11 protein-coding genes and 1 tRNA gene are annotated in these 15,405 nt (G+C 69.6%); 4 read left to right on the top strand and 8 right to left on the bottom strand.

The annotated features are described in order from the left end of the window. Nucleotides 1–59: 59 nt before the first annotated feature. Together FB475_RS15985 and FB475_RS15980 are read right to left on the bottom strand one after the other, a co-directional pair. Complete coding sequence (locus FB475_RS15985) at nt 60–518, bottom strand: group II truncated hemoglobin (protein WP_141856785.1); 459 nt, start codon at nt 516–518, stop codon at nt 60–62. Nucleotides 519–530: 12 nt separating this feature from the next. Continuing rightward, complete coding sequence (locus tag FB475_RS15980; protein ID WP_420359215.1) at nt 531–1,430, bottom strand: aminoglycoside phosphotransferase family protein; 900 nt, start codon at nt 1,428–1,430, stop codon at nt 531–533. A 59-nt stretch (nt 1,431–1,489) separates the two neighbouring features. Here FB475_RS15980 and FB475_RS15975 point away from each other — a divergent pair, with 59 nt between their 5' ends. Further along, nucleotides 1,490–2,185 carry a hypothetical protein gene (locus FB475_RS15975; protein WP_141856783.1) on the top strand — a complete coding sequence of 232 codons (696 nt, stop codon included), beginning with the start codon at nt 1,490–1,492 and terminating at the stop codon, nt 2,183–2,185. On the opposite strand, the gene FB475_RS15970 is transcribed toward FB475_RS15975, so the two are convergent. Together FB475_RS15970 and FB475_RS15965 are read right to left on the bottom strand one after the other, a co-directional pair. Next, nucleotides 2,182–2,997 carry a siderophore-interacting protein gene (locus tag FB475_RS15970; protein WP_238332170.1) on the bottom strand — a complete coding sequence of 272 codons (816 nt, stop codon included), beginning with the start codon at nt 2,995–2,997 and terminating at the stop codon, nt 2,182–2,184. The two genes, FB475_RS15975 and FB475_RS15970, sit on opposite strands and share 4 nt — an antisense overlap. Before the next feature lie 69 nt (nt 2,998–3,066). Further along, nucleotides 3,067–4,101, bottom strand: coding sequence for a hypothetical protein (locus FB475_RS15965; protein ID WP_141856781.1), 1,035 nt, complete (start codon nt 4,099–4,101; stop codon nt 3,067–3,069). A 241-nt stretch (nt 4,102–4,342) separates the two neighbouring features. Here FB475_RS15965 and FB475_RS15960 point away from each other — a divergent pair, with 241 nt between their 5' ends. Next, a complete protein-coding gene (locus FB475_RS15960; RefSeq protein ID WP_141856779.1) occupies nt 4,343–6,994 on the top strand; it encodes an AAA family ATPase in 2,652 nt (883 codons plus the stop codon). Between the two features lie 3 nt (nt 6,995–6,997). Here the strand turns inward: FB475_RS15960 and FB475_RS15955 are convergent, their stop codons facing one another. Together FB475_RS15955 and FB475_RS15950 are read right to left on the bottom strand one after the other, a co-directional pair. After that, nucleotides 6,998–8,116, bottom strand: a complete 1,119-nt coding sequence (locus tag FB475_RS15955) for an endonuclease (RefSeq protein ID WP_185759267.1) — start codon at nt 8,114–8,116, stop codon at nt 6,998–7,000. A gap of 267 nt (nt 8,117–8,383) precedes the next feature. After that, complete coding sequence (locus FB475_RS15950; RefSeq protein WP_141856777.1) at nt 8,384–9,196, bottom strand: PrsW family intramembrane metalloprotease; 813 nt, start codon at nt 9,194–9,196, stop codon at nt 8,384–8,386. Nucleotides 9,197–9,421: 225 nt separating this feature from the next. Between FB475_RS15950 and FB475_RS15945 the strand changes: the two genes are divergently transcribed. Beyond that, a complete protein-coding gene (locus FB475_RS15945; RefSeq protein ID WP_141856775.1) occupies nt 9,422–13,054 on the top strand; it encodes a S8 family peptidase in 3,633 nt (1,210 codons plus the stop codon). Here FB475_RS15945 and FB475_RS15940 read toward each other — a convergent pair. Further along, nucleotides 13,051–14,025, bottom strand: a complete 975-nt coding sequence (locus tag FB475_RS15940; RefSeq protein ID WP_141856773.1) for a helix-turn-helix domain-containing protein — start codon at nt 14,023–14,025, stop codon at nt 13,051–13,053. The genes FB475_RS15945 and FB475_RS15940 overlap by 4 nt on opposite strands. A gap of 272 nt (nt 14,026–14,297) precedes the next feature. After that, a tRNA-Leu gene (locus FB475_RS15935) sits at nt 14,298–14,381 on the bottom strand. A gap of 170 nt (nt 14,382–14,551) precedes the next feature. On the opposite strand from FB475_RS15935, the gene FB475_RS38110 reads away from it, so the two are divergent. Next, nucleotides 14,552–15,403, top strand: coding sequence for an FhaA domain-containing protein (locus tag FB475_RS38110; RefSeq protein ID WP_141856771.1), 852 nt, complete (start codon nt 14,552–14,554; stop codon nt 15,401–15,403). The last annotated feature ends 2 nt before the right edge of the window (nt 15,404–15,405 follow it).

Below are 15,405 nucleotides of genomic sequence, written 5' to 3'. Positions count from 1 at the left end.
CCGCCGGCGGACACAGCGTGAATCGGGACTCTACCCAACCTGTGGGGGCGCGACTCCTGTCAGGGCTGGTACGGCGGCGCCTCGCCCCAGCCCCAGTGCGGCACCGGCGCCTTGGGCGGCGGCGTGGCACCGGGCTGGGAGTTGGCAAGCGCGATCCGCGTCCCCCATTCGATGTACGCGACGAACGCCGAGCGGAACTCCGGATCGCCGGGCAGACCGGCCGGGTCCGCGCTGGCGGCGATCAGGCCGGCCCACCGCGCCCGCTGCTCCTCGGTGAGGCCGAGGTTCAGGTGGTGGGCGAGCATCGCCGGGTAGCCGCCGAGCTCGTCGGTGTACCGGCTGGGGCCGCGGAACACCTCGCCGAGCCAGATCGCCACGTGCTCGCGGTGGTTCTCGCTCATGTGCGCGAAGACCGGCGCGAGGATCGGGTCCTCGAGCACCTTGTCGTAGAACACCTCGGTCAGCCGGCGGAGCGCGTCGTGCCCGCCGGCCCATTCGTACAGCGTGGGAGTAGTCACGTAATCATGTAATCACGCGAGGAGGGCATCGGCGACCGTCTTCAACTCGTCCTCGATCCGGGTGTCCCCGTCCTCGGTGAACCACAGCACGTTCTGCAGGATCCGGCCGGCGGTCCACGCCAGCGCCCGGTCCCGCTCGATCCCGGTCACGTCGAGCATCAGATCGAACCGGTTCCGGATCGCCTGCCGCACGTCACCGGTCGCGACCAGATCCTGCCACCGGTTCCACACCGCGGGCATGAGTTCGAATCCCGGGTCGCCGGCCAGCGGCTTCGGGTCGATCACCAACCACGGCTGCCGGTCCGCGGCCATCACGTTGTAGTAGTGCAGGTCCCAGTGCAGCAGCCGGTCGCCGGGCTCCGGCAGCACCTCCGCCATCCGATCCGCCAGCCGGCGGCTCAGCGCGCGCTCGGCCGGGTCCACCAGCAGCGGGATGATCGCGGGCGCGTCCGCCAGCATCTGACCCGCGATGTCCGCGAGGCGCCGGACGCCGGGCGGGGCCGGGACGACCATCAGGTGGGTGAGGATCTCGGCGAGGATCTGCGTCGCCTCGATGTCGTCGGGCAGGTCGTCGAGCGTCTTCGGTTGGAGGCGTTCGAGCAGCAGGGTTGACGTAGCCGGGTCGTCCTCAAGCACCTCGACCACGTCGTCGTGGTTCCAGGTCCGCAGTGCCAGCGCTTCGCTCTCGGACTCGTCATTCACCGACTGCAGCTTGAGCATGGCCGGCGTCCCGTCGCGCCGTACGACGGGAACGATCAACGACGCCTCGCCGCTCAGCACGTCACCGTCGATGGTCAGATCCCACTCACCGACGTACCGCTCGACATCCATCGGCAGACCGTCCAGCCAGTCGGACGCCTTCTCACTGTGGTTCCGAATGAGCCTCGCGGGAATCTCGATCACGTCCTGCACAGTAGGTGCTGTCGCAGGGATGTGCTTGGGTTTTCCCTGTGGAGAGCAGGCTTCGGCGGGTGCATGGGATCGTGGCGGCGGCGTACCTGGGGATTCCGGTGCTGCTGCTGGTGGTCGTCGCGGTGATCGCCGCGAGCGGTCCGGCGGCTGCGTGGATCGGGTGCGTCGTACCGCTGGGCATGCTCGTGCTCGGGTTCGTACTACGCCGCCGGCACCGGTACCAACCGCGCTGGTGGACCGGCGTCGCCGGGTTGTTCGGCGGGCTGACCGGGCTGATGGTGACGCTGTTCCCACTCGCGGTCGGAGTGTGGTGGCCGGCAGTCCTCGCGTTGCCCGGGCTGATCCTGGGGATCGTCGCGGGCCTCGCACTCGCACGCGCGGCGGATCGTGCACTGCTCGTCCCGTTCGTGCCGGAGCTCGCGAGTACGCCGTACGAGCTGGTCTTCCGGCTCCGCGGCATCCCGTTGGCCGCCGTCCTGGTCGGAGCGGACGATGTCACGATCCAGTCGCACCCGGTGCCGCGCTCGGACCAGCAGTCGCGCAGCTACCCGCTGACCGCGATCACCGGCAGCCACGAGTTCTCGCTGTCGGGCGCGGAACGGCTCAAGTTCCCGATCGCGATCAGCCACGCCGCCGCCACCGCGGGCCCCGCGGTCATCCTGCAGGCGAACGGCGAGGACTGGGTCCTCCCCACCAACCAGGCGAGCACGCTGATCGACGTACTGACCGTCCGCCGCGCGGACCAGCCGGGCTAGGCCGTCTGGCGCTGGCGGGTCTCGGCCTTCTCGGCCTGCCAGCCGTCCTCGTTCTTGCCGAGGCGCCAGTAGCCCGACAGCGAGACGCGGTCGCGGGGGAGGCCGCGGTCCTGGAAGAGGTTCTTGCGGATCCGGAAGACGAACCCGGCCTCGCCGTGCACGAACACGTGCGGCGTACCGTCGGGGAAGTCCAGCGCCTCGACCGCCGCGACCAGACCGTCACCGCGCTCACCGGCGCCGCGGTGGAACCACCGCACGTCGACATCACCCACGCCGCCGAACTTCTGCTGCTCGGCCTCGTCCGCCACCTCGACCAGGACGGTCGCCCGCGCGCCGGGCGCGAGGTTCTCGACCGCGGCGCCGATCGCCGGCAGCGCGCTCTCGTCACCGACCAACAGGTGCCAGTCGGCCTGCTCGTCCGGCGTGTACGCACCTCCGGGGCCGTTGAACCACACGACGTCACCCGGCTGCGCCGACGCCGCCCACGGTCCCGCGATCCCCTCGTCGCCGTGATGCACGAAGTCGATGGTCAGCTCGCGGGCGTCGGCGTCCCAGTTGCGTACGGTGTACGTCCGCATCGTCGGCCAGTGCTCGGCCGGGTAGGTCTCCCGGACCACGCCCATGTCCAGCGGCTCCGGGTACTCGACGCCGTCCTTGCAGAACAGCAGCTTCACGTACGCGTCGGTGAAACCGTTGCCGGTGAAGTCGTCCGAGGTCAGCACGACCCGGATCATGTGCGGAGTGATCCGCTCGGTCCGCCGCACGACGGCGCGCTTGCAGACACGGTTACGACGGGGTGCGGGGCTCGGCACGCGACCACGGTCCTCTCGGGCGGGTAGGTTAGGTCAACCTAAGTAGCCTAACCCACCCGCTCAATGCGGTCAGGTGCCGCGGATGGAGAAGGCCTTGCTGACGGCGCCGATCGAACTACAGGCCGGGACCCACGCCCGATACAGGATGGTGCCCTTGTACGCCGGTTGCGCGTTGACCGTGTAGCGCCCGGAGGAGCGGACCATGGCGGCGCTGACGTTGCGCCACTGCGTCGCGCCGTACAACCGCTGGAGGTACACCTTGCAGCCGGGTCGCACCGTGTAGACGCCGCCGTTCACCGGGACGACCGTCCCGACCGGTGCGCTGGTCCGCGACGGCACCGCGGTGACCGTGGGCTTGGTGACCGGACGCGCCACGAAGAGGCCCAGTCCGCCGACGGAGGCGGGGTTGCCAGGCAGCAGCAGACAGTTGACCCAGTTGGCGTCCGTGGCCGCGTATGCCTTCGTCACCGTTCCGTCGGTGGCGGTGAGATTGGTGTAACTGGGACCGGAGTACTCCGCGCAGACGTTGTCGATGCCGAGGACCACGCGGACGCGGCTGCCGTACGGCTTACCGGTCTGCGCGTCGGTGACCGCCCACTTGATCGAGTACGGCTTGCCGTACGGCACCAACTTCGGGTTCACCGAGGCGGTGATCTTCGGCTGGTGCGTCCCGGTGACCGCGAGCGACGGGCCGGCGTACGGCGTCGGGTCTGTCATGCTGCCGCTGCCGGGGAAGAACGGCCCGGTCTGTACGCCGGTCACCTTGAACGTGCCGTTCGCCGTGGACGGGACGTTCAGCGGACCGCTCCACGCACCGGCCGACTCGTTGCGGACCAGGTTCGTCGAGAACAGCCAGCGCTCCTGGCCGCTGCCTCCGGTCCGCTCGAGGATCACGTTCACGGGCTGCGTCGGCCCGGGAGCGTACGAACCCTTGACCGTCACCGTGACCGGCACAGTGTTCAGGCCGCTGACGGCGACGCCGGTCTTGTTCAGCGTCACCGAGGTGATGTGCAGGTCTGGATCCGGGGAGGCATTCGCCGCCACGGGTGCAGCAATCAGCGGTATTGCGAGCAGAGCGGCGGCGAGTACTCGGTTGGTTCTCATCTCTCACGTCCCTCGGATGGTGAACGAGTTGCTGACCCCGGCTCCTCGAGCGATTCGCATAGCACCGAGGGTGACAGTGCCGGCCGAGGCGCTCCAACACTTGCGGCTCAGGACTGCGCGATCGGGCGGCCCCGATAGACCGGTTGTCCGGACGGCGTGTTCAATTTCCGGGAGTCGAGTGTTAACCGGTAGGTAACTCACCGACAGTGTCACCGACGGCTACGATCCGCACGCTTGCCCAATGGCCCAGGTCTTCGACAGCCTCCGGGTGACGCGCACCGACCGGCTCGGTCATCCGATCTCGCTGGGTCACGAACTGCCGGAGAGCAAGGCGATCCTGTTCACCGGGCCACCCGGGATGGGCAAGAGCAGCGAACTCGACCGCGCGGAGGACCTGGCCGCCCAGCACGGCTGGACCACGATCCGGCTGTCCGCCTCCGCCGACATGCCGCTCGAGCACCACCTGACCGGCGCGGTCCGGAACAGCCTGGCCGCACTCGAGACCCGCTTCGCGGGGCGTGCACCCGCGGCCACCAGCGCCGGTCGGATGCTGCGGCGACTGCGTCCCGACCCGCTCCGCAACCTCCGCAAGACGGTCAACGACCTGACCCGCAGCGGCCGGAAGACCCGGGTCGGCATCGAGACTCGCGTCGGTGGCGGTGCGCTGCCGGTGCAGGCGATCCACAAGACCGAGCAGGACACCACGGCGTACGACAAGCTCGGCACCACGCTGAACGACTTCGCCGACGAGCTCGGCAGGCTGACCGAACTCGACGGCCGGCCGATCGTGCTGCTCGTCGACAACATCGACCGGGCCAAGGAGAAGGACCGGGCCGGTCTGAACGAGCTCGCGATCCACATCGAGGGTCTCGACCGCCCGGTCTGGTTGGTCGCCGCGGGCGGCTCGATGTCGACGCCCGCGCTGATGCAGGCGTCCCGGCGGATGTCCGGTATCGCCACCACGACGTCGAACCAGTTCGACGTCCGCGAGCTCGGAGCACTCAGCGACGAACAGCTCCGGCCGGCGATCACCGCGATCCTGCGCGACGCGCGGATCCCGTACGAGGACGCCGCGATCGAGAGCCTGCTCGCGGCCGCCAACGGGCATCCGACCAGGCTGCGCAACCTGTGCAACGCCGCCGTCGCATACCGGGACGGCGAACACGGGATCACGGTCTTCACCGCCGCGCGGGCGACGGCCCGCGTGAACGCGGACGCGGCCCAGCTGTACCAGGACCTGTGGGACCAGAAGGGTACGACCGGAGCCCAGAAGGACCTGCTCACCCGCGTCGCCGCCGAGGGCCGGAACGGGCTGTACATGCCGGCCGTCACCCAGGCCGCCGGCCCCGGGGCCTGGCAGCAGATCGACGAGGCGCGTCAGGACCTGGTCGCCCGCGGGCTGCTCCGCGAACACGACGGCACCGTGGTGACGATCCCGGACCACGGCTTCCGGGACTGGCTGAACGGCTACCTCGGCCAGACCCCGAAGCCGCCGGCCACCCAGCCGCTGCTGCCGGGCAGCGGACCCCACGAGAGCGCGCTCGCACCGGCACACCCGACCGGCAAGCGGGAGAAGGCGAACCAGCTGTTCGGCCAGGCGGACAAACTCGTCCACCAGGTCGACCGCAAGGACGAGCACGGCCGGGCGCTCTCGCTCGACCAGCGGGTGCCCAGAGGTACGTCGGTACTGTTCACCGGCCCGCCCGGATCCGGGACCAGCCACGAGCTGACCCGGACCAAACAGCTGGCCGACGCGGAGGGCTGGATCTCGATCCGGATGGACGCCACCCGGCGCGAGTCCATCGAGGCCCGGATGATCCGCGCGCTGCAGGATCAGCTGGAGACCTTCGAGGAGCGCTTCCCGCCGGGCGAGGTGAAGGAACTGAAGAAGCTCCTGACCAAGATGGCGGTCCGGACCCAGAACCAGATGCACACCGCCCAGGTCCGGTTCGGCATCGCGCCCGGCCCGCGGGTCGGCGTCCAGACCTCCTGGGAAGGGGTGGCCAAGGACTCCGTCGGTACCACGCTGAACGAGGTCGCCGCGCAGCTCGGCAAGATGGCCGCGCCGACCGGACAGCCGATCCTGCTGATGGTCGACAACCTGGACGCCGCCGACAAACAGGACCTGAGCACGCTCACCTCGTTGTCGGCGGAGCTGCGCCGGGCCAAGCAGCCGCTGTTCCTGATCGCGGCCGGCGGCGAGGAAGCCACCAGCCGGTTGCTCGAGGCATCGGGCGGGGACGCCGGCAAGGAGACCATGGACGCGGCCCGCTGGGACGTCCGCCGGCTCACCCCGCTGAGCACCGAAGAGCTGCGGCCGGCGTTGACCCGCCCGCTGGAGGCGGCCGGCATCCGGTACGACCCGGCGGCGGTCGAGCACCTGATCGCCGCGGCGAACGGCAACCCGAGCCGGATGCGGACGCTGACCGGCGAGGCGCTCGAGCTGGCCGGTCCGGACCGGACGCTGACCGCCGACATCGCCGCAACCGCGACCGGCCGGCACGAGCTCCGCTCCCGGGTGCTGTACGACGCCGCCTGGTACAACTGCTCGCCCGCCGAGAAGGACATGCTCGCGAAGACCGCCGCGCACGGCGCGCACGGGATGCCGATCCCGACCCGCGCCGGCGTCGAGGGGCCGGAGCGGTGGACCCTGGACGCCGCATCCCAGAAGCTCGTCTCGCGCGGCCTGCTGACCCGCACCGGCCATCAGGTCAAGGTCGGCGACCCGGGCTTCCAGAAGTGGGTGCAGACCCGCCTCGGCCTCGCCGCCGCGCAGTCCGGTATCGCGCAGGTCACCCAGCTACCCGAAGCGAAGCAGGCGGCCGCTGTGCGCCCACCGGAGACCCGCCCGGCCCTCGGGCAGGCCGGACGGGATCTGCAGACGTACCGGTGAGGCCTACGGCCAGATCGAGCTGATCCACTCCGGGTGGTCGATGAACGGGTTCCGGTTGTGCTGGAACTGGCTGTAGATGACCTCGTTGCGGTTCTTCTCGAACGCGTCCGGCGGGTCGGCCGCGGCCCAGGCCTTCAGCACCGAGAGCTTGCCGATGTACGGCGCGGTGCCGTTGTTGACCTGGTCGTCGAGCTCCAGGTTCGCGAACCCGTCGTCGCCCTCGTACCGCACGGCCATGTAGAAGATCATCCGGGCGACGTCGCCACGGACCGCCGGGCGGGGCGCGAACGAGTCGGAGTCCGCCGTACAACCGGTGCACTGGGGAACCGCCGTACCGCCGTTGTCGAAGTCGAGGTTGCCGCGGGCCGAGTTCACCGAGACGTCCTCGGGACGCAGGTGGTGTAGGTCGGTCCCCGGGCCGGTCGCCGTACCGAAGTCGCCGTGCGACTTGGCCCAGACGTGCTCGCGGTTCCAGTCGTCGACGCCACTGCCGTTGAGGCTCTTCGCGATCGAGCGGCCGGAGTAGACCTCGATCACGTTGTTGCTGTTGTTCGGGTCCTGGTCGGTGACCTTCAACGCGTCCCAGACCTGGTCGTAGCTGAGCTTGGTCTGCTGCGAGATGATCGCGTGCAACGCGGACTTCAGCGCGGCGCCGGTCTTGCCCGTCGCGGTGGCGTAGTAGTCGCCGGGATCACCCGGGTCCGACGTACCGCCCCCGCCGGCGAAGGCCGTCGCGTTCTTCAGGCCGGGATGCGAGAAGTACGCCGTCAGCGTGCCGGTGACGGTGATCTGCTTGCCGAGCAGCGTCGGGTTGCTCTGCAGACCGTACGACGCGCGGAACGCGTCCGGGATCTGTACGTAGAGCATCGCCGACGTACTGGTCTGGGACGCCGTGTCGGCGAGCGCCAGCGCGTAGTCGTTCGGGAAGTTGCTGCGGACAACGGTGCTGGTCGCGGTCGGCTGCCCGACGACGTAGCCGGTGACGGAGGCGGCCGAGCCGTCCTGTCTGCCGATAGCGGTGGCGACCGTGATCGTGGTGGCGGCGTTCGACGGCGTGACGCCGAAGCCGAGAAGGGCGAGTACGGCGCTGATCAGCAGCGTCGGACGCAAGAGTCGTTGCACGGCAACTCCCAGGGGCGGTTGGGAACCGGTGGACGCAGGTCAGTCTGCCCGGCTTCCCGGGCGGCGTAACAAACACCAGGTGAAGAGTTGAACCGGTGGGGCGCCGACGGAGTGAGTGTCCGTCAGCACCCCACCTGGGCAAGCGGGCCCCCATCAGGCCGTGACGTACCGCCGCGGCCTGCTCTGCCCACCTACCTGCGAGGTACCACTGGCGGGCGGTACCTCACGACAGGGTGGCGTCAGGCGGGACGCAGTTACGGACCGTACTCATTTCGACACGTCTTGTCCATACCCTCGGGTGGCCAACTGGAGGTCGGCGCGCTGGGCGCGCTTGAGGCCGTACAGCAGCAGGCCGATCGAGATCGCACCGACGACGGCGTACGTGATCCGGCCGCCGATGCCGTCCCAGACCGTGTGCAGCGCGACGGCCAGCGCGTACATCCCGACGAAGCCGGCGAAGTGCCGGCCGGTGGGCGCGATCACGAAGCGCCAGAGTCCCCAGCAGGTCAGGCCGGTCCAGGCGGCGTGCCCGGCGGGGGACAGCAGGCCGCGGATGAACAGGGTCTGCTCGGCGGCGCCGACACTCCCGCCGGATCGCAGTAGCGCGACGAACGCGTACCCCATCGTCTCGAGGACGGCGAACCCGGTGCCGACCGCGATCCCGATCACGATGCCGCGGCCGATCGACGTCCGGTACCGGTGCCCGAAGAACACCACCAGCACGGTCGGCACGATCAGCTTGGCGGCCTCCTCGATCAGCCCGACGCCGAGCATCGGCAGCGCGCCGAGCCGTCGCATCGCGTCGTACTCGAGCAGGCCGGCGACTACCACACCGACCACGCCCCCGAACAGCAGGCAGCCGCCGAGGGTCGGCCCGTCGATCAGCCAGCGCCCGGACCGGCCGGCCGCGAACGTCACGAACGTCAACGGCACCACCAGCGCGCCGAGCAGGATCATCGTCGGGAACAGGTTCGGGTTCCCGGTGTCGGTCAGCACGGCCAGCACCGCGAGATACAACCCCGCCCCGATCAGGAACGTCCCGATCCATGCCCACCTGCGGACCAGTTGTTGTGCGGTCATGGGGGCCTCCCGGCCTGGACTGAGGAGCGGAGGGAGCGCAGCGACCGGAGCGACGAGGGAAGGCCGGGAGTCACAGCCCCCATGACCCGCCGAGCCGGAGGCGAGGCAAACAGTATGGCGTGGTTGCGCCATGTCGCAGGGACGGCAGTGATGGACAGGCCGGATTCCTGTGAACGGATTGCAAACTCGGTCCGAAGGCTGTCCCGCCCGAAGGAGAAACTGCCCATGTCCTTCCCCCGACGTGCCGCCGCGCTGACCACGGCGGCGGTGCTTGCCCTCGGCGCGGCGACGGTGATCCCGTCCGCCGCGGCACCCCCACCAGCCAACCACGTCGCCACAGACTCCGCCGGAGACTCCGCCACGATCACGCTGATCACCGGTGACGTGGTTCAGGTGACCGACGCCGGCGGCGGCCACAAAGCTGCCACGGTCCGCCCGGCCGCCGGACGGGAAGGCGTCTCGTTCCACACCGTCGAGGCCGACGGCGGCCTCCGCGTGCTGCCGAGCGACGCCGTACCGTACATCTCCAGCGGCGTCCTGGACGTCAACCTGTTCGACGTCGACGAGCTGATCGCCGACGGGTACGGAGCCGCCGACGACCTCCCGTTGATCGTCAAGGACACGCCCGGTGTCCGCGCCGCGGCGAACCTCGCCGGTACGACGACCACGCGGCAACTGCCGTCGATCGGCGGCCGCGCGATCGAGGTGGCGAAGGACCAGCTCCCGGCGCTGTGGAACTCGTTGAAGCCGTCCGTCGGTGCCCGTTCGCTCAACGCCGGGGTCGCGAAGATCTGGCTGGACGGCAAGGTCAAGCCGGTACTGGACAAGAGCGTGCCGCAGATCGGCGCGCCGGACGCGTGGCAGGCCGGGTACGAGGGCTCCGGCGTCGAGGTCGCCGTACTGGACACCGGTGTCGACGCGACCCACCCGGACCTGCAGGGCAAGGTGAAGGAGAGCCGGGACTTCTCCGGCAGCCCGAGCGGTACCGAGGACCACTTCGGCCACGGCACCCACGTCGCGGCGACGATCGCCGGGACCGGCGCGGGTGCCGGCGGTACCCGCAAGGGCGTCGCACCGAAGGCCGACCTGCTGGTCGGGAAGGTGCTCGGCGACGACGGGTACGGGTACGACTCGTGGATCATCGCCGGCATGGAGTGGGCCGCCGGTGCGGGCGCGAAGGTGGTGAACATGAGCCTCGGCGGTGACCCCACCGACGGCACCGACCCGCTCAGCCAGGCGGTCGACGACATCACCGCGCGGACCGGGACGCTCTTCGTCGTTGCGGCCGGCAACGAAGGCCGGGACGAGTCGGTCGGTACGCCAGGCGCCGCCGCCGCCGCGCTGACGGTCGGCGCGGTGGACCGGGAGGACAAGCTCGCCGACTTCTCCAGCCGCGGCCCGCGGCTCGGCGACTCGGGCCTGAAGCCGGAGATCACCGCGCCCGGCGTGGGCATCATCGCCGCCCGCGCCGCCGGTACCGCGATGGGCGACCCGGTCGACGAGCTCTACACCGCCGCCTCCGGTACGTCGATGGCGACGCCGCACGTCTCCGGTGCTGCCGCCCTGCTTGCGCAGCAGCACCCGGACTGGAAGGCCGACCAGCTGAAGAACGCGCTGGTCAGTAAGGCGAAGACGCAGCCCGGCCAGACCGTCTACCAACAGGGCGCCGGTCGGGTCGACCTGACCCGCGCTGTCGCGCAGAAGGTGACCGCGAGCGGCGTCGCGGACTTCGGTCTGCAGACGTCAGCTGATCCGAGCACGCGGACGATCACGTACCGGAACGACGCCGACAGCCCGGTCACGCTGAATCTCGCCACGCAGATCACCAACCTCGACAGCGGTAAGCCATCGCCGGAGGGATTCACCCACACCCCCTCGGTCACAGTGCCCGCGCACGGGACTGCCGACGTAGGTCTGTCGCTCGATCCGGCGAAGCTCGGGCGCGGGCAGTACAGCGGATGGATCGTTGCCACCGGCACCGATGGAACGGTCACGCACACGGCGGTCGGCGCGCTGCGGTCCGGCCCGAAGCACAAGGTGACGCTGCGGGCGATCGGGCTGGACGGCCGGCCGACCGGATCGCCGGTCGTCTCGTTGTACGGCGACAACGCGCGGTCCGACGTACTGGGCTGGATCGGCGACGGGCAGACGTACACCGCCGAGGTCGAGGAAGGCACGTATCTGCTGCACTCGCTGGTCGAGAACAACGACCCGCAGAACGAGCAGGCGAGCCTGTTCACCGACCCGAACATCGTGGTGAACAAGGACACGGACGTCGTCATCGACGCCCGCAAGGCGGTCCCGATCACGATCGAGACGCCGAAGCCGTCGGAGCAGCAGGCGGTACTGAGCTACTACGTGCACCGCGTGTACGGCAACGGCCGCTCGATCAGCCATGGCGTGATGCACTTCAGCACGGTGAAGCAGGTCAACGTCACTCCTACGAAGCCGGTGCGCGACGGTACGTTCGAGTTCTCGTCGCGCTGGCAGCTCGTGGCCCCCATGGTCCAGGCGGCTGTCCCTGGCGTCCCGGGCCCGCTGGACATCAACCTCCTGCACCAATCTCCCGCCTTCGAAGGCAAACGCCACTTCCCCCTCGTGTACTCGGATTCGTCGCTCAAGGGTGTGCGTGGCGCCGTGGTGGTGATGGCCGGTGACGACGAGACCGCTCAGATCACCGCGGCAGCCCAGGCAGGCGCCGCGGGCATCATCCTGATTCGCCCGCCCGACTGGTCCGCCTGGACGGTGTGGACTCCGACGGGCGACCGCGAACCGATCCCCGCGATGGTCACCACCTCCAAGGACGGCCAGAAGCTGATCGACCGCACGAAACGCGGCCGCGCCACGATCGACCTGACCCTGACCACCTCCAGTCCGTACCTGTACGACGTACAGCAGGTCTCGACCGGCTTCATCCCGGCGAAGATCGACTACAAGGTGACGCCGGCGAACAGCGCGCGGATCACCACGCGGTACGCCGACAACGGCGGGTTCAACTGGGCCAAGGAGCAGCGGTTCGGGTGGCGGCCGTGGCAGGAGTACTCCTGGAACGACTCGCAGCGCTTCGTCGAGACGCCGAAGGTCCGCGAGGAGTGGGGGACGTCGGGCGACTCGCTCTGGCAGCACCGGGTGTCGCACCTGTACACGTGGGACACGATGAACCCGCTGAGCGGCGGGATGGCATCGCTGCCTCAGAGCTACCGTCCTACCAAGTCCGAGGAGACCTGGTTCGGCCCGATAGTACGCCCGGCCGCGGCGCCCGGCGTACCGTCCACCCGCACGGGCGACCGGCTGTCCTTCCGTATCCCCACCTTCGTCGACGCCGCCGGCCACTACACCCGAGGCGAAACCACGTCCTCGTCCGCAACCCTGTCCCGCAACGGACAGGTCATCGCGGAACTGCCGAACGCCTGGGCCGACGTGATCACCACCAGCCCCGACGCGGCGTACAAACTCGACGTCTCCACCGCCCGCATCGACGAAGACGGCGAATGGAACTGGGGGACGCGGACGGACACCTCCTGGGAGTTCCGTTCGGGCGCGCAGCCGGACGACAAGGCGGTGCCGCTGGCGCTGCAGCAGGTCGGCTACACCGTTCCGGTTGACCTCACGGGCCGGGTGAGCGCGCGTACCCACGTGATCGGCCTCGCGTCGCCACAGGCTCGCTCACTGCAGGCATGGGCCTCGTTCGACGAAGGGGCGACCTGGCGGCGGCTCGCGGTAGTAGGTGCCTCCGGCCACTACTTGGCGGTCGTACCGAACGCCCACGACACCGTCTCGCTCAAGGTGCAGGCAGTGTGCCCGAACGGCGCCAAGATCACGCAGACCGTGATCCGCGCGTACGGAGTCAGCAACTAGATCCAGTCATGTTTGGCCGCTTGATAGGCGAGGCCGGTGCGGGTGTCCACACCGGCCAACGCCATCAGGCGGTCCAGACGACGTTGGACAGTTCTGCGACTGATCCCGAGCTGGTTGGCGATGGACTTGTCCGGCACGCCGCCGACCAGCAGCGACAGCAGCAGCCGCTCGGAGTCGTCCAGGCCGTCGGACTCGACGAGACCGGTCTGCAGACGTACCGGCGTCGCCAGCTCCCAGTAACTCTCGAACAGCGCCAGCAACGCGTCGAGCAACTGCCCGCGGCTGATGATCGCGGCCGACGGCTCACCGATACGGGCCTCGTCGTCCCTGACCAGTGGGCAGATCGCCGTCTGCCGGTCGACGATCGCGAGCCGCACCGGCAGGGTCGGGACCACCCGCGCCTCCTCGCCCCAGCTGACTCCTTCGGCGATCGAGTCGAGCTCGCCGGGTGTCTCGATCAGCGCGCGTTCGTAGATCGCTCGGTAGCGCACCCCGCGCGACAGTGCGCCGTACTCCTCGGTGTTGTCGGCGCCCTGCATCGCGAGCGGATTCGCTCGGCAGAACCACAGGATCTCCTCGCGGGCCGAGTTCTGCAGGTCGCGGAGGCGTTCGCGCAGGGTGGTCGTACCGATGATCACCTCGACCAGATGATGCGCGTCCCGCCGGCTCGCACTCGCGCGGAACTCTTCGCTCAGCGACGCCACGGTCTGCCGCGCCGCCTCGAGCGACTCCTGCCGGCGCAGCAGCGTCGTACCGAACGCGACATCCGGCGGCAACGGCCGGAACACCGGCTCGTCGGCTCCCTGGACCGATACCAGCCCCTTCGCCTGCAACCGCTGCAGTACTTCGTCGGCCTCGTGCGGCGGCAGTTCGGCGACCTCGGCCAGCTCCGCGGCCCGCGCAGCGGACAGCCCCACCAGCAGCCGGTAGGTGTGCTCCTCATGCGGATCGAGCAACGAACCGTCGTGCATGCCCCCACCTAACCAGGATTCCTGAGAAGGAAGCGAGCGCTTTCCCAATGACACAACCAAGCCATGACCCAACCGTGCCATCAGGTACGCGACCACCCCCCACCCGCACCGCCAGACACCGCGGCGCCCCCACCCTCAGACTCCCCCGCCCGACCCACCCGGAGCGGGCCGCGTCCCGCAGGTGAGCAACTCCTCCGAAAGGAGGAAATCTGCCCGGGAAAAGGCCCCGGGAAAAGCAAAAGTCCCGGTCGGATCGACCGGGACTTTGTCTGTGCGCGAGGGGGGAGTTGAACCCCCACGCCCTTTCGGGCACACGGACCTGAACCGTGCGCGTCTGCCTATTCCGCCACCCGCGCGCTGCCGCCTGAGATGATCTCCTGGCGACGAGAAGGAACAGTAGCACGGGTTCGACCGGTGCTTCACATTGCGGGTTCGGTCGAACCTCCCGATACGATCGATCGTCGTACCCGGTGTGTCCGTCTGACCGGTGGACGACGGATGGCGTACCGACCGTGGAGGAGGAGGCGTGCGACCGCTACAGCGCTTCGAGCGACGCCTGGAAGGCATTGTCAGCGGTGTCTTCGCGCGCGCTTTCAAGGGTGATGTCGAGCCGATCGAGCTGGCCGCGGCACTCAAGCGTGAGATCGACAACACCGCGCGGATCCTCTCCCGGGACCGCCGGCTGGTGCCGAACCACTTCACCATCGAGCTGGGACCGGACGACTTCGAGCGGCTGAACGCGTACGGCCGGACCCTCAACCACGAGCTGGCCAACGAGCTCCGCGACCACGCCGACATCCAGCGGTACACCTTCTCCGGGCCGATCGACATCGAGCTGGTCCAGCAGGACGACCTCCCGACCGGTAAGTTCCGGGTGGTCAGTGAGACGCTCGGAACGCCACAGCGACGCCCGGCCCAGTACCAGCAGCCCGAGCCCGCGCCCTTCGAGCCCCAGCCCTACGAGCAGGAGCCCTACGTGCCGCCGAACCCGCCGCCGGTCGTTCCGCAGTACCAGCAGCCGCCGGCCCAGCCGGCGCCGCGCCGCGGCCACCCGCAGGTGATGCTCGAGGTGAACGGCCGCCGCCGTCCGGTCAACCCTCCCGGGGTGGTGCTCGGCCGCGGTACCGACGCGGACATCCAGATCAACGACCCGGGCGTCTCCCGCCGGCATGCCGAGATCCGGCTGATGCCCGAGGGTCCTGGCGGCATCCGCGTGGTGCTGGTCGACCTCGGTTCCACCAACGGCACGCTGGTGAACGGCCGTCGGTCCACCGAGGCCGAGCTGACCGACGGTTCCACCGTCCGGATCGGCAACACGACGATGACGCTGCGTCTGGCGGACGAGCCGATGGCCCAGCCGCCGAGCAGCGGGTGGTGATT

The organism is Kribbella jejuensis, from assembly GCF_006715085.1.
In the GTDB taxonomy this organism is placed as follows: Bacteria; Actinomycetota; Actinomycetes; order Propionibacteriales; family Kribbellaceae; genus Kribbella; species Kribbella jejuensis.
The sequence above is the reverse complement of the archived record's forward strand: the minus strand, read 5'-3'. Positions and strand labels throughout refer to the sequence as shown.

Excerpts from the sequence above, each read along its gene's own strand:
- FB475_RS15965 (WP_141856781.1), bottom strand. The coding sequence starts at position 4,101 with ATGAGAACCAACCGAGTACTCGCCGCCGCTCTGCTCGCAATACCGCTG.
- FB475_RS15960 (WP_141856779.1), top strand. The coding sequence starts at position 4,343 with ATGGCCCAGGTCTTCGACAGCCTCCGGGTGACGCGCACCGACCGGCTC.
- FB475_RS15950 (WP_141856777.1), bottom strand. The coding sequence starts at position 9,196 with ATGACCGCACAACAACTGGTCCGCAGGTGGGCATGGATCGGGACGTTC.
- FB475_RS15945 (WP_141856775.1), top strand. The coding sequence starts at position 9,422 with ATGTCCTTCCCCCGACGTGCCGCCGCGCTGACCACGGCGGCGGTGCTT.
- FB475_RS15940 (WP_141856773.1), bottom strand. The coding sequence starts at position 14,025 with ATGCACGACGGTTCGTTGCTCGATCCGCATGAGGAGCACACCTACCGG.